Annotated in this window: 22 protein-coding genes; 15 read left to right on the top strand and 7 right to left on the bottom strand. The window is 70.0% G+C overall.

Annotation, left to right across the window (positions count from 1 at the left end; translation table 11 throughout):
* Nucleotides 1-27: 27 nt before the first annotated feature.
* The 3 genes from QTI20_RS24595 (at nt 28) to QTI20_RS24585 (ending at nt 2,426) form a co-directional block, all read left to right on the top strand.
* Nucleotides 28-1,110: a serine endopeptidase gene (locus tag QTI20_RS24595; RefSeq protein WP_286553607.1), complete on the top strand. Its 1,083-nt coding sequence runs from the start codon at nt 28-30 to the stop codon at nt 1,108-1,110.
* A gap of 64 nt (nt 1,111-1,174) precedes the next feature.
* A complete protein-coding gene (locus tag QTI20_RS24590; protein ID WP_286553609.1) occupies nt 1,175-1,555 on the top strand; it encodes a DUF3597 domain-containing protein in 381 nt (126 codons plus the stop codon).
* 163 nt (nt 1,556-1,718) lie between these two features.
* Entirely contained in the window at nt 1,719-2,426 is a 708-nt protein-coding gene (locus QTI20_RS24585; protein WP_286553611.1) for a hypothetical protein, read from the top strand.
* Between the two features lie 18 nt (nt 2,427-2,444).
* Here QTI20_RS24585 and tgt read toward each other — a convergent pair whose 3' ends face one another.
* The 4 genes from tgt to queA are packed head-to-tail and all read right to left on the bottom strand — an operon-like array spanning nt 2,445 to nt 5,305.
* Nucleotides 2,445-3,617 carry a tRNA guanosine(34) transglycosylase Tgt gene (tgt, locus tag QTI20_RS24580; protein WP_286553612.1) on the bottom strand — a complete coding sequence of 391 codons (1,173 nt, stop codon included), beginning with the start codon at nt 3,615-3,617 and terminating at the stop codon, nt 2,445-2,447.
* Nucleotides 3,617-4,012, bottom strand: coding sequence for a type II toxin-antitoxin system VapC family toxin (locus QTI20_RS24575; protein WP_286553613.1), 396 nt, complete (start codon nt 4,010-4,012; stop codon nt 3,617-3,619). The genes tgt and QTI20_RS24575 overlap by 1 nt, the downstream gene beginning before the upstream one ends.
* Nucleotides 4,012-4,218, bottom strand: a complete 207-nt coding sequence (locus QTI20_RS24570) for an AbrB/MazE/SpoVT family DNA-binding domain-containing protein (protein ID WP_286553614.1) — start codon at nt 4,216-4,218, stop codon at nt 4,012-4,014. The genes QTI20_RS24575 and QTI20_RS24570 overlap by 1 nt, the downstream gene beginning before the upstream one ends.
* A gap of 37 nt (nt 4,219-4,255) precedes the next feature.
* Nucleotides 4,256-5,305 carry a tRNA preQ1(34) S-adenosylmethionine ribosyltransferase-isomerase QueA gene (gene queA, locus QTI20_RS24565; RefSeq protein ID WP_286553615.1) on the bottom strand — a complete coding sequence of 350 codons (1,050 nt, stop codon included), beginning with the start codon at nt 5,303-5,305 and terminating at the stop codon, nt 4,256-4,258.
* Between the two features lie 138 nt (nt 5,306-5,443).
* On the opposite strand from queA, the gene QTI20_RS24560 reads away from it, so the two are divergent.
* Genes QTI20_RS24560 through recG form a run of 3 tightly spaced genes read left to right on the top strand, consistent with a single transcriptional unit; the run spans nt 5,444 to nt 9,754 of the window.
* Nucleotides 5,444-6,118, top strand: coding sequence for a DUF4166 domain-containing protein (locus tag QTI20_RS24560; protein ID WP_286553617.1), 675 nt, complete (start codon nt 5,444-5,446; stop codon nt 6,116-6,118).
* On the top strand, nt 6,115-7,614 hold the full coding sequence (locus tag QTI20_RS24555; RefSeq protein ID WP_286553619.1) for a TIGR01777 family oxidoreductase: 1,500 nt from the start codon (nt 6,115-6,117) through the stop codon (nt 7,612-7,614). The genes QTI20_RS24560 and QTI20_RS24555 overlap by 4 nt, the downstream gene beginning before the upstream one ends.
* Nucleotides 7,615-7,624: 10 nt before the next feature.
* Nucleotides 7,625-9,754 carry an ATP-dependent DNA helicase RecG gene (gene recG / locus QTI20_RS24550; RefSeq protein WP_286553620.1) on the top strand — a complete coding sequence of 710 codons (2,130 nt, stop codon included), beginning with the start codon at nt 7,625-7,627 and terminating at the stop codon, nt 9,752-9,754.
* A 1-nt stretch (nt 9,755) separates the two neighbouring features.
* Here the strand turns inward: recG and serB are convergent, their stop codons facing one another.
* Nucleotides 9,756-10,448 (bottom strand): phosphoserine phosphatase SerB, encoded by a 693-nt coding sequence (serB, locus tag QTI20_RS24545; RefSeq protein WP_286553622.1) that lies wholly within the window; start codon nt 10,446-10,448, stop codon nt 9,756-9,758.
* On the bottom strand, nt 10,445-11,341 hold the full coding sequence (locus QTI20_RS24540; protein ID WP_286553623.1) for a LysR substrate-binding domain-containing protein: 897 nt from the start codon (nt 11,339-11,341) through the stop codon (nt 10,445-10,447). Before QTI20_RS24540 ends, serB begins: the two co-directional genes overlap by 4 nt.
* Before the next feature lie 211 nt (nt 11,342-11,552).
* Between QTI20_RS24540 and QTI20_RS24535 the strand changes: the two genes are divergently transcribed.
* From QTI20_RS24535 to QTI20_RS24520, 4 genes are read left to right on the top strand one after another with little or no spacing between them, the layout of a single operon-like run.
* A complete protein-coding gene (locus QTI20_RS24535) occupies nt 11,553-12,638 on the top strand; it encodes an ABC transporter ATP-binding protein (RefSeq protein ID WP_183028298.1) in 1,086 nt (361 codons plus the stop codon).
* 15 nt (nt 12,639-12,653) lie between these two features.
* The gene (locus QTI20_RS24530) at nt 12,654-14,300 is read left to right on the top strand and encodes an ABC transporter permease (RefSeq protein ID WP_286553626.1); all 1,647 of its coding nucleotides are present in this window, start codon (nt 12,654-12,656) and stop codon (nt 14,298-14,300) included.
* Between the two features lie 20 nt (nt 14,301-14,320).
* Nucleotides 14,321-15,301 (top strand): ABC transporter substrate-binding protein, encoded by a 981-nt coding sequence (locus QTI20_RS24525; RefSeq protein WP_286553629.1) that lies wholly within the window; start codon nt 14,321-14,323, stop codon nt 15,299-15,301.
* A gap of 44 nt (nt 15,302-15,345) precedes the next feature.
* Nucleotides 15,346-15,831 (top strand): GNAT family N-acetyltransferase, encoded by a 486-nt coding sequence (locus tag QTI20_RS24520; protein WP_286553631.1) that lies wholly within the window; start codon nt 15,346-15,348, stop codon nt 15,829-15,831.
* Between the two features lie 98 nt (nt 15,832-15,929).
* Here QTI20_RS24520 and QTI20_RS24515 read toward each other — a convergent pair whose 3' ends face one another.
* Nucleotides 15,930-16,634: a GntR family transcriptional regulator gene (locus QTI20_RS24515; RefSeq protein ID WP_286553632.1), complete on the bottom strand. Its 705-nt coding sequence runs from the start codon at nt 16,632-16,634 to the stop codon at nt 15,930-15,932.
* Nucleotides 16,635-16,945: 311 nt separating this feature from the next.
* On the opposite strand from QTI20_RS24515, the gene QTI20_RS24510 reads away from it, so the two are divergent.
* Genes QTI20_RS24510 through pxpB form a run of 5 tightly spaced genes read left to right on the top strand, consistent with a single transcriptional unit; the run spans nt 16,946 to nt 21,707 of the window.
* Nucleotides 16,946-17,683 carry a DUF969 domain-containing protein gene (locus tag QTI20_RS24510; RefSeq protein WP_286553634.1) on the top strand — a complete coding sequence of 246 codons (738 nt, stop codon included), beginning with the start codon at nt 16,946-16,948 and terminating at the stop codon, nt 17,681-17,683.
* 2 nt (nt 17,684-17,685) lie between these two features.
* Entirely contained in the window at nt 17,686-18,642 is a 957-nt protein-coding gene (locus tag QTI20_RS24505) for a DUF979 domain-containing protein (protein WP_183028304.1), read from the top strand.
* Nucleotides 18,643-18,652: 10 nt separating this feature from the next.
* The gene (pcp, locus tag QTI20_RS24500; protein ID WP_286553637.1) at nt 18,653-19,324 is read left to right on the top strand and encodes a pyroglutamyl-peptidase I; all 672 of its coding nucleotides are present in this window, start codon (nt 18,653-18,655) and stop codon (nt 19,322-19,324) included.
* A gap of 47 nt (nt 19,325-19,371) precedes the next feature.
* Nucleotides 19,372-20,136: a LamB/YcsF family protein gene (locus tag QTI20_RS24495; RefSeq protein ID WP_286553640.1), complete on the top strand. Its 765-nt coding sequence runs from the start codon at nt 19,372-19,374 to the stop codon at nt 20,134-20,136.
* Between the two features lie 2 nt (nt 20,137-20,138).
* Entirely contained in the window at nt 20,139-21,707 is a 1,569-nt protein-coding gene (gene pxpB / locus QTI20_RS24490) for a 5-oxoprolinase subunit PxpB (RefSeq protein ID WP_286554803.1), read from the top strand.
* Nucleotides 21,708-21,716 lie beyond the last annotated feature (9 nt).

Here is a 21,716-nt window from a genome sequence, read left to right as displayed (position 1 = left end):
CTGTTCACATCGCCTGAAGGAAAAAGAATGAGCAAATCCCTGCGTCTCTCGGAGAAGTGGTTCCGTCGCGGCCTGTGGGTCGTGGCGCTGGTGTTCGCCGGCTTCCTGATCGGGCTCGGCGGCACGCTGGTGAACGACCTGCCGCGGGTCGAGCGCACGCTGCAGACCGACGACTTCATCGACCGCGCCGCGGCCGATCCGCTGCGGGCCGGCGTGCGCGAGGCCGAGCGCATCGAGCAGCAGGCGGCCAGCGCGCTCGAACAGGCCGAACTCCAGCGCAGCGCCGCCGCGCAGAGCAGCCGCAGCGCGCGCGAGACCTTCGGCAACTGGATCGCCACGCGCCGCGCCACCGCGCAGCCCGACCAGGACACCGAGCTCATCGCCCGCACCCGCGCGCTGGATGCGCTCAAGGCCCGGGAGGACGCGGCGCAGCAGAAGGTCGAGGCACAGCAGCAGGTGGCGCTCGACGCGCGCCAGGCCCAGGAGGCCGCGCAGCGCAAGCTGGCAGTGCTCGAGTACGACGCCGAGCAGCGGCTGCTGGCCGAGTACCGTCGCGTCGAACTGCGCGTGTTCGGCTACCGGCTCGCGCTGACGCTGCCGCTGCTGCTGATCGCGGGCTGGCTGTTCGTGAAGAAGCGCAAGAGCACCTACTGGCCCTTCGTCTGGGGTTTCATCTTCTTCGCGCTGTTCGCCTTCTTCGTCGAGCTCGTGCCCTACCTGCCCAGCTACGGCGGCTATGTGCGCTACATCGTGGGCATCGTGATCACCGTGCTGGTGGGGCGCTACGCGATCGTCGGGCTCAACCGCTACCTCGCGCGCCAGAAGCTGGCCGAGGCCCAGCCCGACATCGTGCGCCGCGAGGAACTCAGCTACGACACCGCGCTGACCCGGCTGGCCAAGAGCGTGTGCCCGGGCTGCGAGCGGCCGGTCGACCTGAAGAACGCCGAGATCGACTTCTGCCCGCACTGCGGCATCGGCCTGTTCGACCACTGCGGCACCTGCGATGCGCGCAAGAGCGCGTTCTCGAAGTTCTGCCATGCCTGCGGGACTTCCGCACATCCCACCGCGCGATCGCAAGGGGAACCGTTGGCCGGGGCCGCGCCCGCGTGATAGAAGCGGGAGCGGCGCCTCGCGCGCCCACTTTCAGTGGTCCGTTCAACTCCCAAGGAATCCCATGAGCATCTTCGGCAGCATCCTCTCCAAGATCTTCCCGTCGGCCCAGGCCGCGCCGGCCCCGGCCCCCGCGCCCGCACCGGCCGCTGCCGGCGCACCCGCGGTCGCGGCGCCGCCGCCGGCCATTCCGCTGGGCGACGTGGCCGCCGTGCTCGACGCGATGCCCGGCGCCGCCAGCCTCAACTGGCGCACCTCCATCGTCGACCTCATGAAGCTGCTCGGCCTCGACAGCAGCCTGGCCGCGCGCAAGGAGCTGGCGGCCGAACTGAGCTACGGCCAGGACACCAGCGACAGCGCCAAGATGAACATCTGGCTGCATCGCCAGGTCATGACCAAGCTGGCCGCCAACGGCGGCACCGTGCCGGTCGAACTGCGCGACTGATCGGCCGCATCCGCGTCCTCTGCGAAGCCCGGCATGGCCGGGCTTTTTTCATGCGCGCCGGAATGGAAGGTCTGGTCCGACATCGCTGGCGCGCGATGGCGTCTAAGGTGAAGCCACGGTGTCGCCCGGCATCGCACGCAATCAGACAGAAGGAGATCGATCGATGGCCTACACCTTGACCCAAGCCCGCGGCCTGCTCACCGCAGCCGAGCTGAGTCTGTTCGACCAGAGCCGCGCCGCCCCGATCAAGGACCTGACCCTGGCGCGCCTGCGCGGGAAGGTGACACGCGCACGTGCACTGCGCGACAAGTACCGGGACCTCTACCGACGCCAGACCGTGGCCACGCGCGGCACGCCCGCGAGCAAGCGCTCGGCCGTCGGGGGCGACAACGAGCGCACCGGCCGCAAGGCCGAGGTCTTCGCCGAGGTGCTCGGGCGTTTCGAGGATCGGCTGACGCTGCTCGAAGGGCGTGCCGAACGTGAGGCCGGCAAGGCCGCGCCGGCGAAGAAGACTGCGCGATCGACGGCCGTGACGGCGCCCAAGGCCCCGGCCAAGAAGGCGGTCGCGAAGAAGGTCGTCGCCAAGAAGGCCAAGCCCGTGCGCCTCAAGACCGCGGTCAAGAAGGCGCTGAAGCTCAAGCAGGCGGCCGTGGGCCATGGGTCGTCGGACACGCGTTCGGCCAAGGCGCCCGCAGCGCAATCGCCGCTGGGCGCGGCCGCCGCCGGTGCGCCGCAGCAGACCGCGCCGCTCGACATCCCCGCGCGGGCCGCACGCCGCAATCCCCTGAAGGAAAGCGCGGCCGGCATCGCGCTGCATGCACATGCCGGCTCGCAGACCCGGCGCGCGCAGGGCAAGCGCGACAGCCGCTGAGGCCTGCCGTGCAGCGGCTCAGACGCCGCGCGCCCGCTCGGCCTTGAACCGCGCGCGGAATTCGGTGAAGCGCCCGGCGTCGAGCGCTTCGCGGATCTCGCGCATCAGGTTCAGGTAGTAGTGCAGGTTGTGGATGGTGCACAGCATCGGGCCGAGCATTTCGCCGCAGCGGTCGAGGTGGTGCAGGTAGGCGCGGCTGAAACCTTCGCGGCCGCCGTCGTTCCACGACACGCCCGAGGTGCCCGCGCAGGCGTGGCAGGTGCAACTCGGGTCGACCGGCTGCGGGTCGCTCTTGTGGCGCGCGTTGCGCATCTTGAGGTCGCCGAAGCGGGTGAACATCGTGCCGTTGCGCGCATTGCGCGTGGGCATCACGCAGTCGAACATGTCGACGCCGTCGGCCACGCCCTGCACCAGGTCCTCGGGCGTGCCCACGCCCATCAGGTAGCGCGGCTTGTGGGCCGGCAGCCGGTGCGGCGTGTGGCCCATGATGTGCAGCATTTCGGCCTTGGGCTCGCCCACGCTCACGCCGCCGATGGCATAGCCTGGGAAATCCATCTCGACCAGCGCGGCCAGCGACTCCTCGCGCAGGTTCTCGAACATGCCGCCCTGCACGATGCCGAACAGCGCGTTCGGGTTCTCCAGCTTCTCGAACTCGGCCTGGCAGCGCTTGGCCCAGCGCAGGCTCAGCTCCATCGAGGTGCGGGCCTCGGCCTCGGTCGTGATGTGGCCGTTGGTGTCGTAGGGCGTGCACTCGTCGAACTGCATGACGATGTCGCTGTTGAGGATGGTCTGGATCTGCATCGAGACCTCGGGCGTGAGGAACAGCTTGTCGCCGTTGACCGGCGAGGCGAACTTCACGCCTTCCTCGCTGATCTTGCGCATCGCGCCCAGCGACCAGACCTGGAAGCCGCCCGAGTCGGTGAGGATGGGCTTGTCCCATTTCTCGAAGCCGTGCAGCCCGCCGAAGCTGGCCATCACGTCGAGGCCGGGCCGCATCCAGAGGTGGAAGGTGTTGCCCAGGATGATCTGCGCGCCCATCTCCTCGAGGCTGCGCGGCATCACGCCCTTCACGGTGCCGTAGGTGCCCACGGGCATGAAGATCGGCGTCTGCACCTTGCCGTGGTTGAGCGTGAGCGTGCCGCGGCGTGCGTGGCTGTCGGGGTCGGTCTGGAGAAGTTCGAAGTTCAGCATCAGGATTTGGAAAAGTATTTGACGCCGGGCAGTCCGTCGAAGTGCGCGTCCTGGGTCCAGAGCGTGGCGCTGCGCATCTGCGCAGTGGCATAGATCAGGCTGTCGGCAAAAGGCAGGCCGTTGTCTGCAGCCCCCAGACACAGGGCGGCGTCAAGCGCCACCACGTCGCCCTGCTGCATGTAGGCTGCAGCGCGCGATGCGATGGATGCATCGCGAATGCGACGCAGGGTTTTGTAGACCTCGTACAGGGTCACGACCGGAACGATCAGCAGGCTGGGGTCGGCTGCTGCGGCTTGATAGAGCTTTGCGCGATCCGTGGCGCCGAAGACTTCGAGCCAGCAAGACGAATCCAGAACCAGAGGCCCGACCGGCGCCTTGACGGAAGTGCGCGCCATCAGAAGCGTTCGGGATCGTCGACGATGTCCGTCGGAATGCCGCGCAACTCGGCTTGCAGCTCCTCCAACGTCGGGACGGGGATCAACTCGATGGCCTTGCCATGGCGCACGACGCTGAATCGCGCGCCCGGTTCGATGGCCATCTGCTCGCGGATGGCTTGCGGAATGACCACCTGGAATTTGGATGAAACTGTGACGGTTGGCATATCGATCCCTGCTTGGTAAGCGGAATTATATCGATCGTCACTTTGGGGTGTTTGCACGCGCCAGCAGCATGGCATCGCCATAGCTGAAGAAGCGGTAGCGGTGCTCGATCGCGTGCGCATAGAGCGCCATCACGCGCTCGTAGCCGGCCAGCGCGCTCACCAGCATCATCAGCGTGCTCTTGGGCAGGTGGAAGTTGGTCAGCAGCAGGTCGACGTGCGCGAAGGCGAAGCCCGGCGTGATGAAGATGCGGGTGTCGCCCGAGGCTTCGCCGCTTTTGGCCCACGATTCGAGCGTGCGCACGGTGGTGGTGCCGACCGCGACCACACGGCCGCCGCGGGCCTTGCATTCGGCGATCGCGCGTTGCGTGGCTTCGGGCACGTCGTAGCGCTCGGCATGCATGGTGTGCTCGGCGATGTTCTCGGTCTTCACGGGCTGGAAGGTGCCGGCGCCCACATGCAGCGTCACGTTGGCGCGCTGCACGCCGCGCGCTTCGAGCTGGGCCAGCAGGCCTTCGTCGAAGTGCAGCGCGGCGGTCGGCGCGGCCACCGCGCCGGGCACGCGCGCGAACACGGTCTGGTAGCGGCTCTCGTCCTCGGCCGAATCGCTGTGTTCGATGTAGGGCGGCAGCGGCACGTGGCCGCAGCGCGCCATCAGCGCATAGGGGTCTTCGCCGGCCGCGCTCTCGAAGGCGAAGCGGAACAGCGCGCCGTCGTCCTCGGGCCAGCGGCCGAGCAGGGTGGCGGTGAAGCCGCCGACCATCTGCAGCACGGTGCCCACGGGCGGCTTCTTGCTGACCTTCATGTGGGCCACGACTTCCTGGCCGGTCAGCACACGCTCGACCAGCAGCTCGAGCTTGCCGCCGGTCGGCTTCTCGCCGAACAGCCGGGCCTTGACCACGCGGGTGTCGTTGAAGACCAGCAGGTCGCCGCTGCGCAGCAGGCCGGGCAGGTCGCGGAAGATGCGGTCGACCGGTGCCGCGCCCGTGCCGTCGAGCAGGCGGGACGAGGTGCGTTCGGTGGCCGGGTGTTGTGCCACCAGGTCGGGCGGCAGGTCGAAATCGAAATCGGAGAGCGTGAAGGCGCGCATGGTGCTTGAGGGCCGGACGGGCCCGTGCCAAGGAGGCATGGGGAGAGGAAAGGGGAAGGCGGCTGGAATTGTCCCATGCCAGGAAACAGGGCATCGAAACGGGGGCATGGCGCCCGGTGGCCGAGGCAGAATCGACGCATGCCTGATTCCCTTGCCGCGCGTCTCTCACACCAGCCCGGCCCCTCCGAAGGTGAACTCTTCAAGAAGATCCTCGGGCGCAGATGGCAGGGCCTGCATCCCGACATCCGGCGGCGCTTCGACAAGAACCCGTCGCCGGGCCAGGCGCTGCATTACCGGGGCGCACTCAGCGAACTGCGCTGCTCGCGTTTCGGCAGGCTGCTTGGCCACCTGACGCAGCCGCTGATCCAGGGCGCGCTGATTCCCTACAGCGACGCCGACTTTCCGGTCGAGATCCAAGTCTACGCCAGGCCGAACGACCCGGCCATCTACAAGCAGCGCATCTACCGGCTGCATGGCCGCAAGCCGATCCAGTTCACCAGCTTCATGCGCGAGAGCGCGCGCGGCGAGGTGCTGGAGTACGTGGGCATGGGCTTGGGCATGAAGCTGGTGCTGAGCGTGGAGGACAACGGCAGCCTGCATTTCCAGAGCGACGGCTACTTCTGGGACGTGTTCGGCTGGCGCATCCCGCTGCCCGGCCTGCTCACGCCCGGCAAGACCTTCCTCTGGCACCACAACGAGACGCCGGAGCGCTTCAACATCCGCATCGAGATCCGGCACTGGCTGATGGGGACCACCTTCACCCAGGTCGGCGTGTTCGAGGAAGTGGCCGCGCCGCAGGCGGTGGCCGCATGACCCTTGACACCCACCTGCTGGCGCTGCAGCTCATGGCCGCCCAGGGTGTGATGGGCGCGTTCGACACGCTCTATCACCACGAAGGCACAGAAGCGCTGGCGCAGCGCAACAGCGCGCGGCGCGAGCTGTCCATCCACGCGCTGCGCTCCACTGTCTACTGCGCGATGTTCATCGGGCTGTCGTCGTGGGCCTGGCATGGCGCGTGGGCCGGGGTGCTGCTGGCGGTGTTCGGCGTCGAGATCGTGCTCACGCTGTGGGACTTCGTGGTGGAAGACGGCAGCCGCCTGCTGCCACCCACCGAGCGCGTCACGCACACGGTGCTGGCCATCAATGCCGGCGCGTTCATCGCGCTGCTGGCTATGAACGCGGCGGACTGGGCGGCACAACCCACGGCCTTGGTGTGGCAGCCGCAAGGCTGGCTCGGCGCCTTCCTTGCGCTGTGCGGCGTGGGTGTCGGTCTCTCGGGGCTGCGCGACGGGTTGGCGGCACGCGCGCTGTTCCGCCGCACCGCGCAGGAGGAACAGCGCGCGGTCGACGCACCGGTGCGCTTCGGCACCCAAGCGCAGCGCGTGCTGGTGACCGGCGGCACCGGCTTCATCGGCCAGATCCTGGTGCGCCACCTGCTGGCCGACGGCCATGCGGTGACGGTCTGGACGCGCGATGCGCGCGCGGCCGCCTGGGGCTTCGGCGGCGCGGTGCGCTGCGTGCAGGCGCTCGAGCAGATCCCGGCGACGGACGATGTCGACGTGGTCATCAACCTGGCCGGCGCGCGCATCCTCGGCCCGCGCTGGAGCGAGCGGCGCCAGCGCCAGCTGATACAAAGCCGCGCCGGCCTGACGAACACGCTGGTCGCGTGGATCGCCACGCGCCCGCGCAAGCCCTGGTTGCTGCTGTCGGGCTCGGCCATCGGCTACTACGGCGTGCAGCCGCAGGGCGACGCCACCGAACTGGCCGAAGAGGCACCGCCGCAGGCCGTCTTCATGTCGACGCTGTGCCAGGGCTGGGAGCAGGCGGCGCGGGGTGCCGTGGCGCATGGTGTGCACGTGGCCTGCATGCGCTTCGGCTTCGTGCTGGGCCACCAGGGCTCGCTGCCGCAATTGCTGCTGCCGGTGGCGCTCGGCATGGGCGGGCGCCTGGGCAGCGGACGGCAGTGGCTGTCGTGGGTGCATGTGCACGACCTGATCCGCGCCATGGCCCATGTGTGGACGCTGACCGAACAACAGGAGGCCGCCGACGGTGCGGCCGCGCAGGCCTTCAACGTCACCGCGCCCGGCGCGATCACGCAGGAAGAGTTCACCCGCACGGCGGCCAGCGTGATGCACCGTCCCTGCTGGATGCCGACGCCCGCCGCGCCGGTCAGGCTGCTTCTGGGCGAGCAGGCCGACCTGCTGCTCGAGGGCCAGCGCGTGGTGCCCGCGCGCCTGCTGCAGACCGGCTTCCGCTTCACCTTTCCCGATGCGCGCAGTGCCTTGACGGACCTTTGCCGCCCGCGCTAGAAGCCCCTCCGTGCCCGCCAAGAAAGTTCCATCCCCCGCCACCGCCGCAAGCGCGCCTGCGCCCGCGCCCGCAGGTCCGCCCGGTACCGGCCTGAGCCTGGTGCAGCGTGCCTTGCGCAAGCTGGGCCTGGTGCGCGACATCGACTTCGCGCTCTACCTGCCGATGCGCTACGAGGACGAGACGCGCATCGTGCGCATCGCCGACCTGCGCGAGGGCGACCTGGGCCAGTTCGAGGCCGTGGTGACCGAGAGCGAGGTGAGCTACCGCCCGCGCCGCCAGCTGGTGGTGACGGTCGACGACGGCAGCGACACCTGCCAGCTGCGCTTCTTCAACTTCTATCCCTCGCAGCAGAAGCAGCTCGCGGTCGGCGCCAGGGTGCGCGTGCGCGGCGAGATGCGCGGCGGCTTCATCGGGCGGCAGATGCTGCATCCCACGATCAAGGCCGCGGGCACCGCACTGCCCAGCGCGCTCACGCCCATCTACCCGACCGTGGCCGGCCTCGCGCAGCCGGTGCTGCGGCGCGAGGTGCGCTCGGGCCTGGCGCGCGCGGTGCTCGACGAGACCATCCCGGTGCAGATCGGCCTGCGCGGCGCCTGGGACCTGCGCGCCTCGCTGAGCTTCCTGCACTACCCGACGCCCGACGTGTCGATGGCCGCGCTCGAAGACCACAGCCACCCGGCCTGGCAGCGCATCAAGGCCGAGGAGCTGCTCGCGCAGCAGCTCTCGCAGCTGCAGGCCCGATTGGAGCGCGCAGCCCAGCGCGCGCCGAGGCTGCCTTCGTCGGCCGAGCCGCTGGCCAGCTCGCTGCATGCGCAGCTGCTCGCGGTGCTTCCCTTCGGCCTGACCGGTGCGCAGCGGCGCGTGGGCGAAGAAATCACGCACGACCTCGGCCGCGAGATCCCGATGCACCGGCTGCTACAGGGCGACGTGGGCTCGGGCAAGACCGTGGTGGCCGCGCTCGCGGCGGCGCGCGCCATCGACGCGGGCTTCCAGTGCGCGCTGATGGCGCCGACCGAGATCCTCGCGGCCCAGCACTTCGGCAAGCTGGTGGGCTGGCTCGACCCGCTGCTGGCCGCGCGCGGCCTGCGGGTGGCCTGGCTCACCGGCAGCCAGAAGAAGAAGGAGCGCGACCAGATGTCGGCCGCGGTCGAGAGCGGCGAGGCCGCGCTGGTCATCGGCACCCATGCCGTGATCTCGGAGAAGGTGCGCTTCAAGAAGCTCGCGCTGGCGCTGATCGACGAGCAGCACCGATTCGGCGTCGCGCAGCGGCTTGCGCTGAGAGGCAAGGCCGGCGGTGACCTCGAGCCCCACCTGCTGATGATGAGCGCGACGCCCATCCCGCGCACCCTGGCGATGAGCTATTACGCCGACCTCGACGTCTCCACGCTCGACGAGCTGCCGCCGGGCCGCACGCCCATCGTGACCAAGCTGGTGGCCGAGCACCGGCGCGACGAGGTCATCGACCGCATCCAGTCGCAGATCGCGCAGGGCCGGCAGGTCTACTGGGTCTGCCCGCTGATCGAGGAGAGCGAGGCGGTCGACCTGCGCAACGCCACCGAAACCCGCGACGAGCTGGCCGGCACGCTGGGCGATGCGGTCCATGTCGGCCTGCTGCATTCGCGCATGCCCACGGCCGAGAAGGCGGCGGTGATGGCGGCCTTCACGGCCAACGAAATCCAGGTGCTGGTCAGCACCACGGTGATCGAGGTAGGGGTCGACGTGCCCAACGCTTCGCTGATGGTGATCGAGCATGCCGAGCGCTTCGGCCTGTCGCAGCTGCACCAGCTGCGCGGCCGCGTGGGGCGCGGCGCCGCGGCCTCGGCCTGCGTGCTGCTCTACGCGCCAGGCGACAGCGGCCGCGTGGGCGAGACGGCGCGCGCACGGCTCAAGGCCATGGCCGAAACCAGCGACGGCTTCGAGATCGCGCGGCGCGACCTCGAGATCCGCGGGCCCGGCGAATTCCTCGGCGCACGGCAGTCGGGCGCGCCGCTGCTGCGCTTCGCCGACCTCACGACCGATGTGCTGCTGCTCGACTGGGCGCGCGAGCTCGCACCGGTGATGCTCGAGAAGCACCCCGAACTGGCGCAGCGCCACATCGACCGCTGGCTGGGCACCAAGGCCGAATATCTGAAGGCCTGACTCAGCCCACGTCTTCGAACAGATCGAGCAGCCGGTCCAGCCCGCCTTCGTCGATGCGCACCATGGCCTGGGCGCGCACCGCGGGCTTGCCGTGGTAGGCCACCGACAGCCCGGCCGCGCCCAGCATCGGCAGGTCGTTGGCGCCGTCGCCCACCGCGATGGCCCGGGCCGGCGTGATGCCCAGCGCGCGGCAGCATTCGAGCAGCTTGTCCTTCTTGGCCTCGCCGTCGCAGACCTCGCCCCAGGGCTGGGCCAGCATGCGGCCGGTGAGTTTTCCGTCCTCGATCTCGAGCACGTTGGAGCGGGTGTCGTCGAGCTGCAGGCGCTCGCGCAGGCGGTCGGTGAAGAAGGTGAAGCCGCCGCTCAGCAGGATCACCCGCAGGCCGGCGCGCTGGCAGGTGGCGATCAGGTTCTCGGCGCCGGGGTTCAGGCGCAGGCGGTCGTACACGGTCTGCAGGGCCGACAGCGGCAGGCCGCGCAGCAGGGCCACGCGCTCGCGCAGGCTCGTCTTGTAGTCGGCGATCTCGCCGCGCATCGCGGCCTCGGTGAGGGCCGCGACCTCGGCGCCGCAGCCCGCGATCTCGGCCAGCGCGTCGACCGTCTCGAGGTCGATCAGCGTCGAGTCCATGTCGAAGGCGATCAGCCGGAAGTCCGACAGGCGCAGCGGGGCGGGGAGGGGGATGCGGAGCTTCATGGCGCGGTCCAGTGTTGCGTGCTCAGCCAGTCGACGAACTGCCGCGCCAGTGTGGCCGTCGGCCCCTCGCTGCGGTACAGCGCATAGACGCCGGAGGCCGGCAGGCGCGGTTCGGGGAACACCAGGCGCAGCCGGTCGGCCTGGATGTCTTCCTGCAGCAGGCACCAGGGCGCGAGCGCCAGGCCCAGGTCGTTCATGGCCGCCTGCATGCAGAGGAAGTGGTGATCGAACACCGGGCCCGGCAACTGGGCCGGCACGCGCACGCCGGCCAGCTCGAACCAGCGCGGCCAGCTCTCCTGGCTGCCGGCCGCCTGCAGCAGCGGATGACCCAGGCAGTCGGCCACGCCCGCGATGCGGTGGCGCTCGATGAAGCGCGGCGAGGCCACGGGCACCAGGTGGTCGTCGAGGCAGCGCACGCAGCTGTGCTCGGGGCGCTGCATGGGCATGCGGCGCACCAGCACGTCGCTGCCGGACTCGGCCTGGTCGAAGAACTGGCGGCCCAGCGTCGACAGCTGCACGTCGGCCTGCGGCGCCAGCGCCTGGAAACCGGCCAGGCGCGGGATCAGCCACTTCATCGCCAGCGAGGGCGTGGTGCACACGCGCAGCGTGCTGCGCTGGTGGGGCGACTTCAGCGCGGCGGTGGCGCTGGCGATGCGGTCCAGGCTGGCCTGCACCTCGGTGAAATAGTCGCGCGCATGCGGCAGCAGGCTCGCGCCGCGGGCTTCGCGCGCGAACAGCGGCTGACCCAGGTAGTCCTCCAGCAGGCGGATCTGCTGGCTGACGGCGCTGTGGGTGATGCTGAGTTCGTCGGCGGCCGTGGTGAAGTTGGCATGGCGCGCCGCCGCCTCGAAGGCGCGCAGCGCCTTCAACGGCGGCAGGCGTCGGGTCACCACCGGCGTGCCTTGGCGGACGGGCTGCTCTTCCTCATGCGTGCGATGCGCTTTCTTGTGTTCTGGGTTGCTTGCCGCCTTCGGCGGGGGGCTCGGCGCGCATCGTAGACCGGGAAGCCTGCAGAAAAACTAACCGCCGGCCCCAAAAAATACGGCTGGTGGCGGGGCAAGGGCGCCCCTAGCATCGCGCCTTCTTTCACTCTGATCCAGAGACATGGCTTCCATCACCATCGACAACGTCGTGAAGCAGTTCGCCCATCAGACGGTGCTGCAGAAGCTGTCGCTGCATGTGCCGGATGGCGCCTTCTACACCCTGCTGGGCCCGAGCGGCTGCGGCAAGACCACCTTGCTGCGCTGCATCGCGGGCTTCAACGAACCCGACGGCGGCCGCATCCTGTTCGACCAGGACGACGTGACCCGCGTGTCGACCCACCATCGCGACATCGGCATGGTGTTCCAGGACTACGCGCTGTTCCCCGACAAGACCGCCTTCGACAACCTGGCCTACGGGCTGCGCGCGCGCAAGGTGCCCAAGGCCGAGATCACGCGCCGCGTCAACGAGGCGCTGGACAAGGTGAGCCTGCTGGCGCTGGCCGACCGCTACCCGGCGCAGATGAGCGGCGGCCAGCGGCAGCGCGTCGCGCTGGCGCGCGCGCTGGTGATCCGCCCGCGCGTGCTGCTGATGGACGAGCCGCTGTCGAACCTCGACGCCAAGATGCGGCTGCAGATGCGCGACGTGATCCTCGACCTGGTGCGCGAGGCCGGCATCACCACCGTCTTCGTCACCCACGACCAGGAAGAGGCGCTGGCGATGTCGGACCGCATCGCCATCATGGACCGCGGCAGCATCGCGCAGCTGGGCACGCCCGAGGAGCTCTACGGCACGCCGGTCAATGCCTACGTGGCGGACTTCATCGGCTCGGCCAACGTGATCCCCGTGCCGGCCGAGCGCGGCGGCGAGGCGCCCGCGGGCGATGCGCCGGCGCATGTGCGCTACCGGCTGTGCGGCCAGCAGCTCGACGGCGTCCAGGGCAGCCCCACGCTGGGCGCGCAAGGCACGCTGATCGCGCGCCCCGAGGCGCTGTCGCTGATGGCGCCCGCGCCCCATGTGCCCAACGCGATCGCGGGCGTGGTGCTGCGGCGCCAGTACCTGGGCTTCAAGACCGCCTACCGCATCCGGCTGCACGACGACTCGGAGATCCGGGTCGAGCTGCACGCGGGCAACATGGTGGCCGACTTCCAGGCCGGCGACGCGGTGCAGGTGCTGGTGCCGGCCGACAGCCGCGTCGTCAGCGCCTGAGGGGGAACGCACGCCATGAAAATCAAATGGTGGCCCTGGGGCTTCCTGACCCTGCTGAGCCTGGTCCTGCTGCTGTTCTTCGTCTTCTATCCGCTGGGCACGCTGTTCGTGAACAGCGTGCGCGACGAGTCGGGCGCGTTCTCGCTGGCCGGCTTCGTCACGCTGCTCGAGGACAGCGAGTACCTGCAGGCCTTCCGCAACACGCTGGTGCTGGGCGTGTCGGTCACGGCCTGCACGGTGGCGGTGGGCGTGCCCTTCGCCTACATGGTGGCGCGCTACGACTTCCCGCTGAAGAACCTGGTGGCGGTGCTGCCGATCATGACCATCGTGATCCCCGAGATCATCGTGGGCCAGTCGTGGCTGCTGCTGCTGGGCAACAACGGGCTGGTGACCAACCTGTTCGCGGGCATGGGCATCGAGCTGCCGACCTTCTACGGCTGGACCGGCATGGTCTTCTCCATGACCCTGGTCTACTACACCTACATCTACCTGGGCGTGCTGGCCGCGTTGCGCGGCTTCGACGGCCAGCTGGAGGAAGCCGGCCTGAGCCTGGGCACCTCGCCCTTCGTGACCAAGCTGCGCGTGCTGGTGCCGGTGATCCTGCCGGCGGTGCTGGTCAACGCGCTGGTGGTGTTCACGCTGGTGGTGGGCAACTTCGCGCTCTCGGTGGTGCTGGGCAGCCGCGTGCCGCTGCTCTCGGTCATGACCTACAACGCCTTCGTCGGCGAGATGGGCGGCAGCCCGGCGCTGCAGAGCGCGATGTCGGTGATCTCCATCGGCATCGTGGCCGTGGTGCTGTTCTTCCAGAAGCGGGTGGTGGAGCGCAAGGTCTACACCATGACCCAGGGCCGCGCACCGGCCGTGCTGCGTGTGCGCTCGGGCGCGGCGCTCTTCTACACGCTCAGCGTGGGCGTGATCATCGTGCTGTCGATGCTGCCGCTGCTGATCGTCTTCGTGGGCGCGTTCACCGAGACCAGCGGGCCGGTGATGCGCTGGGGCCAGTGGTCGCTGTCGAGCCTGGAGCGCGCGCTGCGCGGCGCCCCCGAGCCGATCTTCAACTCGCTCAAGTTCGCCTCGATGGCGACGGTGACGGGCGTGGCCTTCGCGGTGCTGGTGAGCTACCTGACGATCAAGAAGCGCAACCCCTTCACCCAGCTGCTGGACTACATCGTGGTGCTGCCGCTGACCATCTCGGGCACGGTGCTGGGCATCGCGCTGGTCCAGACCTTCAACACCGGCTGGCTGGTGCTCGCGGGCTCGTCGGGGATCATGGTGCTGTGCTACACGGTGCGCCGGCTGCCCTTCGCGGTGCGCAACGCCTCGTCGACGCTGTTCAACATCTCCGACTCGATCGAGGAGGCCTCGATCAGCCTGGGCGTGTCGCCCCTCAAGACCTTCTTCAAGGTGCTGCTGCCGGCGATGAAGGCCTCGATCATCTCGGCCGCCATCCTGATGTGGGTGACGACGATCTCGGAGCTGTCCGCTTCCATCGTGGTCTACACGGGCGGCCTCGAGACCATGCCCATCGCGATCTTCCGCCAGGTCGACGGCGGCCGTCTGGGCCTGGCCTCGGCCTATGGCGCGGCGCTGGTCAGCGTGATCCTGCTGCCGATCATCGTGTCGATCAAGGTCTTCCGCATCAATCTCTTTTCCAGCAAATAACCCAACCCGGAGAGCCTCTCATGTCCTTCAAGTCCCTGGCGAAATACGCGATCGCGGCCCTGGCCCTCACGGTGGGTGCCGCCCACGCGCAGACCGTGGTGCTCTACTCGTCCAACAACACCGAGACCGTCGAGACCGCGCTGGCCGTGGTCAAGAAGAAGACGCCCGCGCTGACGGTGCAGCAGGTCACGGGCGGCACCGGCACGCTGATGAAGCGCATCCAGGCCGAGGCCAAGAGCCCGCGCGGCGACGTGCTCTGGAGCGGCGGCTTCGGCACGCTGGGCGCCTACAAGGACCAGATGGCACCCTACAATTCGCCCGACCTGGCGGCCGTGCCCGCGATCTTCCGCGGCCCGAACGACCTGTGGGTCGGCACCAACGTGCACGTGATGGTGATGATGGTCAACGAACGCCAGCTCAAGGGCCTGCCCGCGCCCAAGACCTGGTCGGACCTGATGCGCCCCGAATGGAAGGGCAAGTTCGCCATCACCGATCCGAGCAAGAGCGCCACCGCCTACATGCTGGTCTACGGCCTGCTCAAGCAGTTCGGCCGCGACGGCCTCGACAAGCTGGCGGCCAATGCGGTCGTCACCGCCTCCTCGGGCAGCACCTACAAGGGTGTGGCCGCGGGCGAGTACCCGGTGGGCCTGACCATCGAGTACGCGGCGCAGGAGTACGTGGCCGGCGGCCAGAAGGAGATCAAGCTGGTCTACCCGACCGAGGGCAGCTACCTCGCGCCCGAGGGCATGTTCATCGTCAAGGGCGCGAAGAACATGGACGCGGCCGTCGCGCTCTACAACGGCCTCTTGAGCAAGGAAACGCAGCAGGAACTGCTGGTCAAGAACTTCCGCCGCCCGGTGCGCACCGACATCCCGGTGTCCAAGCTGACCTCGCTGCCCGACCTGGGCGCGATCAAGATCTTCCCGCTCGACCAGGAAGCGGCCTCGGCCGAGTACGAACAGCTGGTGGCGCTGTGGAACCTGGCGGTGAAGGGGCGCTGAGCGATGGGGGCATGATCGGCCTTCCACCGATGCCACACGTCCCCATGACCGCCCTCCAGATCCGCCCGGCCGTGCAGGCCGACCTCCCCGCCATCGCCGCGCTGCTGGCCGACGACGTGCTCGGCGCCCAGCGCGAGCGCCCGGCCGATGCCTCGCTCTACGACACCGCCTGGCGCCAGATCGCAGCGCAGCCGGGCAACGAGATCTGGGTGGCGGTGCTGCCCGAAGGCGTGGTCGGCTGCCTGCAGCTGATCGTGATCCCGGGGCTGGCCCGCCAGGGCGCGCTGCGCGCGCAGATCGAGGGCGTGCGCGTGGCCTCCACCCACCGCGGGCAGGAGATCGGCGAGCGGCTGTTCGCCCACGCCATCGAGACCGCGCGCGCGGCCGGCTGCCGGCTGGTGCAGCTCACCACCGACAAGCGCCGCACCGACGCGCACCGCTTCTACGCGCGCCTGGGCTTCGAGGCCACGCACGAAGGCATGAAGCTGGAGCTGGAACCCGGTGCGCGCACCGCCTCTTCCCCTTCGTGACACACCGGGGAACCGGCTTTGCCGGGCCGCAGGTGCTGCCCCGGTAGGGGGGTGGAGAAGCGACACGAAGTGCGCGCAGCCTGGGGGCGCGCCTAGCGCTAGCCGTCGATGCCGCCCTGGGGCATCTGCCGCGCGTACACCGCGAGCACGATGCGCTCGGAGTGGATCAGGTAATCGTTGAGCGCCGCCGCACCCTCGGCGAACTTGCCGGCCTCGATGAGTTCCAGCAGCTTGGTGTTCATGTCCACGTAGGGGGCGTGCAGGAACTCCGGGTCTTTCAAGAGGCCGAAGGCCAGCCGCAGCTCGACCAGGATGTGCGCGAACAGCACGTTGAGCCGTTCGCTGTCGGCCAGTTCCACGATGCCCTGGTGGAACTCCATGTTGGCCGTGCCCACGCCCAGCCAGTCGCCGGCGTCGCGGCAGCGCAGCGCCATCTCGACCGCCTCGCGCATGTGCTTCTTGGCCGGGTGCCGCGGGTAGGCCTGGGCCAGCGCCTGGCATTCGATGAGCCGGCGCACGCGGTAGATGTCGATGATCGACGCGATGCTGGGCACCGCCACGAACACGCCGCGGTTGGGTGCGTGCTTGAGCAGCCCCTCCTTGGTCAGCGTGCGGAACACCTCGCGCAGCGTGTTGCGCGAAATCTCGAAGCTGTCGGCCAGCGCGGCCTCCGACAAGCGCTGCCCGGGCGAAAACTCGCCTTTCACGATCTTCTGCCGAATCAGTTCCGCGACCCGGTCGTTGAGCGTCTGCGTGCCGGCGGCGGGCGCGGCAGGGGAGGTCGGGGAAGCCAGTGAAGTCATGCCGGAGTGAAGAGGGAGAGTAAAGGCGCTGGGGACCCGCGAGTTTGCAGCAGTTTCAGCCCGCCGCGCGGCGGCCCACGGTGGCGCGGGGTCGATGCACCAAAGCGCAGCCGATATGACCCATCTCAGGGTTTTCCTGGGGCAATCAGGGCACTGTTGTTGGGCACACTCGCTGCAATTGTTCAACAATCTACGATAAATGAGTGAATCAGATAATTTCAATTGCTCATTCATTGGCACGAGGTTTGCATCAACCGCGTGGCCGGCGCTCCCGCGCAAGGTGTCGCTGAATCCCAAAACGAAAGACCAACATGACTCCTGACGTCCCTCACCTGTGGCCGCTGATCGGCGTGGCCGTGATCATTGCGGGCTTCATCCTGCGCTTCAACCCGATGCTGGTGGTGATCGTCACGGCCATCGTGACGGCGGCCGCCGCGGGCTTCGGCCCGATGGCCATCCTCACGGCCATCGGCACCGGCTTCATCAAGACCCGCAACCTGCCGCTGATCATTCTTCTGCCGCTGGCGGTGATCGGCCTGCTCGAGCGCCACGGCCTGCGCCAGCATGCGCAGAACTGGATCAGCCGCATCAAGTCCGCCACCGCCGGCCGCCTGCTGATCGTCTACCTGGCGGCGCGCGAACTCACGGCCGCCATCGGCCTGACCAGCCTGGGCGGCCATCCGCAGATGGTGCGGCCGCTGCTCGCGCCGATGGCCGAGGGCGCCACCGAGACCCGCTACGGCAAGCTGCCCGAGCGCCTGCGCCACAAGCTGCGCGCCTATGCCGCGGCCACCGACAACGTGGGCCTGTTCTTCGGCGAGGACATCTTCGTGGCCTTCGGCGCCATCGTGCTGATGAGCACCTTCCTGCACGAGGCCGGCATCGACGTCGAGCCGCTGCACATCGCGCTGTGGGGCATCCCGACCGCGATCGCCGCCTTCGTGATCCATTCGTGGCGCCTGCGCCGGCTCGACCAGTCGATCGCCCGCGAGATGGCGGGCGAGCCGCAGCCGGTGGTGCCCGCCGTCGCCACGCCAGAGGGCCGCTGATCATGGTCCTCTCGATCCAGCACCTCTACATCCTGGTCGGCCTGATCCTCGCGGTCACGGCCGTCATGACGCTGACCGACCGGCAGCATCCCAAGCGCTACACCAGCGGCCTGTTCTGGGCGCTCTACGCGCTGGTGTTCCTGATCGGCGACAAGCTGCCGCCCGCCGTGGTCGGCGCCGGCGCCATCACGATGGCCGTGATCGCCGGCCTGCGCGGCGTCGGCGCGGGCAAGCACCGCGAGCCCACGCCCGCCCAGTACCAGGCCAGCGCCGCGCGCCTGGGCAACAAGCTGTTCATGCCCGCGCTGGCGATCCCGCTGGTCACGGTGATCGGCACCGTGCTGATGAGCAAGGTGAAGATCGGCGACGCCTTCCTGCTCGACCCCAAGAACACCACGCTGGTGAGCCTGGGCGTGGGCTGCGTCATCGCGTTGGCGCTGGCCTGCTGGCTGACGCGCGAGACGCCGGTGCAGGGCCTGCGCGAGTCGAGGCGCCTGACCGACGCGCTCGGCTGGGCCGTGGTGCTGCCGCAGATGCTGGGCATGCTGGGCCTGGTGTTCTCCGACGCGGGCGTGGGCAAGGCGGTGGCGCACATCACCACCAGCTACATCAACATGGACATCCGCTTCGTGGCGGTGGTGGTCTACGTGCTGGGCATGGCGCTGTTCACCATCATCATGGGCAACGGCTTCGCGGCCTTCCCGGTGATGACCGGCGGCGTGGGCGTGCCGGTGCTGGTGGGCGTGTACCACGGCGACCCGGCCGTGATGGCGGCCATCGGCATGTTCTCGGGCTACTGCGGCACGCTGATGACGCCGATGGCGGCCAACTTCAACATCGTGCCGGCCGCGCTGCTGGAACTGCCCGACAAGAACGCGGTGATCAAGGTGCAGGTGCCGACCGCCGCCGCGCTGCTGGTGGTCAACATCTTCCTGCTGTACTTCCTGATGTTCCGCTGAGGTGCCGCCCATGACCCCGGTTGCCACACCACCCCGCGTGCTCGTCGCGGGCTTCGAGCCCTTCGAGAACGATCCCGTCAACCCAGCCTGGGAGATCGCCCGCGCGCTCGAGGGCTGGGCCTGCGAGGGCGCGGTGGTGCAGGCGCTGCAGCTGCCCTGCGTGTTCGGCCGCGCGATCGAGACGCTCGACACGGCGCTGGCCGGCCCGGTGCCGGCGCTGGTGCTGTGCCTCGGCGCGGCCGGCGGGCGTACCGAGGTCTCGCTCGAGCGCGCGGCGCTGAACGTCGACGATGCGCGCATCCCCGACAACGCGGGTTACCAGCCGATCGACGTCGAGGTGGTCGCCGGCGGCCCGGCCGCGTACTTCTCGACGCTGCCGATCAAGGCCATGGTGCGCGACATGCGCGCCGCGGGCCTGCCGGCGGCGGTGTCCAACACCGCCGGCACCTTCGTCTGCAATCACATCTTCTATGCGCTGATGCACCGGCTGGCGACGCAGCCCGCGCTCGCGTCCACGCGCGGCGGCTTCCTGCACGTGCCCTACCTGCCCGAGCAGGCCGCGTCCAAGCCGGGCGTGGCGAGCATGGCGCTGGCGACCCAGGTCGAGGCCCTGCGGGTGGCGATCCGCACCGCGCTGACGGTGCGCCACGACGTGCGCGAGACCGCCGGCCGCCTGCATTGATGACCCCTGAGGCGCGCGCAGCCCGCGCGCCGGAGCGAGAGAACACGATGAACATCGACTTGAACAGTGACCTGGGCGAGAGCCTGGGCGTGTGGCGCATGGGCGACGACGCCGCCATGCTGTCGCTGGTGAGCAGCGCCAACGTGGCCTGCGGCTTCCATGCGGGCGACCCGGCCGGCATCCTGCGCACGCTGCGCGAGGCCCAGGCGCGTGGCGTCGCGGTGGGCGCCCACGTGGCCTACCGCGACCTCGTGGGCTTCGGCCGCCGCAACATGGACGTGGACAGCGCCGACCTGCGCGCCGACGTGATCTACCAGATCGGCGCCCTGAAAGGCCTGGCCGCCGCGGCCGGCACCACGGTGCGCTACGTGAAGCCGCACGGCGCGCTCTACAACACCATCGCCCACGACGAGCGCCAGGCGCGCGACGTGATCGCCGCGATCCGCGAAACCGACCCCACGCTGTGCCTGGTGGCGCTCGCGGGTTCGCCGCTGCTGGGCTGGGCGCGCGCCGAAGGCCTGCGCGCGGTGGCCGAAGCCTTCGCCGACCGGGCCTACACGCCCCAGGGCACGCTGGTGTCGCGGCGCGAGGCCGGCGCGGTGCTGCACGACGCCGACCTTGTGGCCGAGCGCATGCTGCGCCTGGCCACCGAGGGCGTGGTCACGGCCATCGACGGCAGCACGGTGCGCATCGAGGCCGAGTCGGTCTGCGTGCACGGCGACAGCCCGGGCGCGGTCGAGATGGCGCGCCAGGTGCGCGCGCGGCTCGGGCAGGCGGGCGTGCGCATCCGCTCCTTCGTGGACGTCGCATGACGATGCGCTTCCTGCCGGTCAACCTGAACGCGCTGCTGGTCGAGCTCGACGACCTGCCGCAGACGCTGGCGCTGCTGGCCTCGCTGCGCGCCGAACCCATCGCGGGCATCGAGGAGCTGGTGCCCGCCGCGCGCACGCTGCTGGTCAGCTTCCGGCCGGCGGCGATCGCGGCCGACGAACTCCGGCGGCGCATCGGCCAGCGCCGCCTCGACGCCCGCGAGACGCGCGTCGACAAGCGCATCGAGATCCCGGTGCGCTACGACGGCGAGGACCTCGCCGAAGTCGCCGCGCTGCTGGGCACCACGCCCGAGGACGTGGTGCGCCGCCACACGGGCAGCGACTACACCGTGGCCTTCACCGGCTTCGCGCCCGGCTTCGCCTACCTCTCGGGCGGCGACCCGCGCCTGGACGTGCCGCGCCGCCAGGTGCCGCGCACGCGCATCCCGGCCGGCGCGGTGGGCCTGGCGGGCCGCTTCAGCGGCGTCTATCCGCAGGCCAGCCCCGGCGGCTGGCAGATCCTCGGCATCACCGATGCGCCGATGTGGGACCTGTCGCGCGCGCAGCCCGCCCTGCTGCAGCCCGGCGACACGGTGCGCTTCGTGGATGTCACGGCGCAGCCGCGCGCGGCGACCGTGGCCGTGGCCGCCGCCGCCGCGGCCGCCCGCCCTGTGGCGTCGAAGGGCAGCGCCCTCGAGATCCGCGCCCCCGGCCTGCAGGCGCTGCTGCAGGATCGCGGCCGCCATGGCCAGGCCGGGCAGGGCGTGTCCGCGTCGGGCGCGATGGACCAGCGCTCGCTGCAGGCCGCCAACCGGCTGGTGGGCAACGCCACGGACACGGCCTGCCTGGAGATCGCCTACGGCGGCTTCCAGCTGGTGTGCCGCGGCGATGCGGTGGTCGCCATCACCGGCGCCGACGGCCCCGTCACCTTGACGCGTGCCGACGGCGCCGGCGGCCCGCTGCCGCGCTGGCAGCCGATCGCGCTGGCCGAGGGCGACGTGCTCGCGCTGGGCGAGCCACGCGCCGGCATCCGCAGCTACCTGGCGGTGCGCGGCGGCTTCGACCTGGCGCCGGTGCTCGGCAGCCTCTCGAGCGACACGCTGGCGCGCATCGGACCGCCGGCCCTGGCCGCGGGCGATGTGCTGCCGGTGCGCGCGGTGGCCGCGGGCGCGCTGGTCGGCATGCCCGAAACGCCGCCTGCCGACCTGCCGACGGTGCAGGAGGAGGTCGTGCTCGACATCGTGCTGGGCCCGCGCACCGACTGGTTCACGCCCGACGCGCTCGCGCTGCTGTGCAGCCAGTCGTGGGCCGTCACGCCGCAATCGAACCGTGTCGGCATCCGGCTCGCGGGCGAGGTGCCGCTGGCGCGCGCCCACCACGCCGAGCTGCCCAGCGAGGGCACGGCCTACGGCGCGCTCCAGGTGCCGCCCAGCGGCCAGCCGGTGCTGTTCCTGGCCGACCACCCGCTGACCGGCGGCTATCCGGTGATCGCCTGCGTCGCCACCCACCACCTCGATCGCGCGGGCCAGATCCCGGTGGGCGCGCGCATCCGCTTCCACCCGATCGCCTCCTGAGAGTCCTCC

This window comes from Variovorax sp. J2P1-31, from assembly GCF_030317215.1.
GTDB lineage: Bacteria > Pseudomonadota > Gammaproteobacteria > Burkholderiales > Burkholderiaceae_C > Variovorax.
Note: the sequence above shows the minus strand (reverse complement) of the source record. Positions and strands in the feature narration are given on the sequence as shown.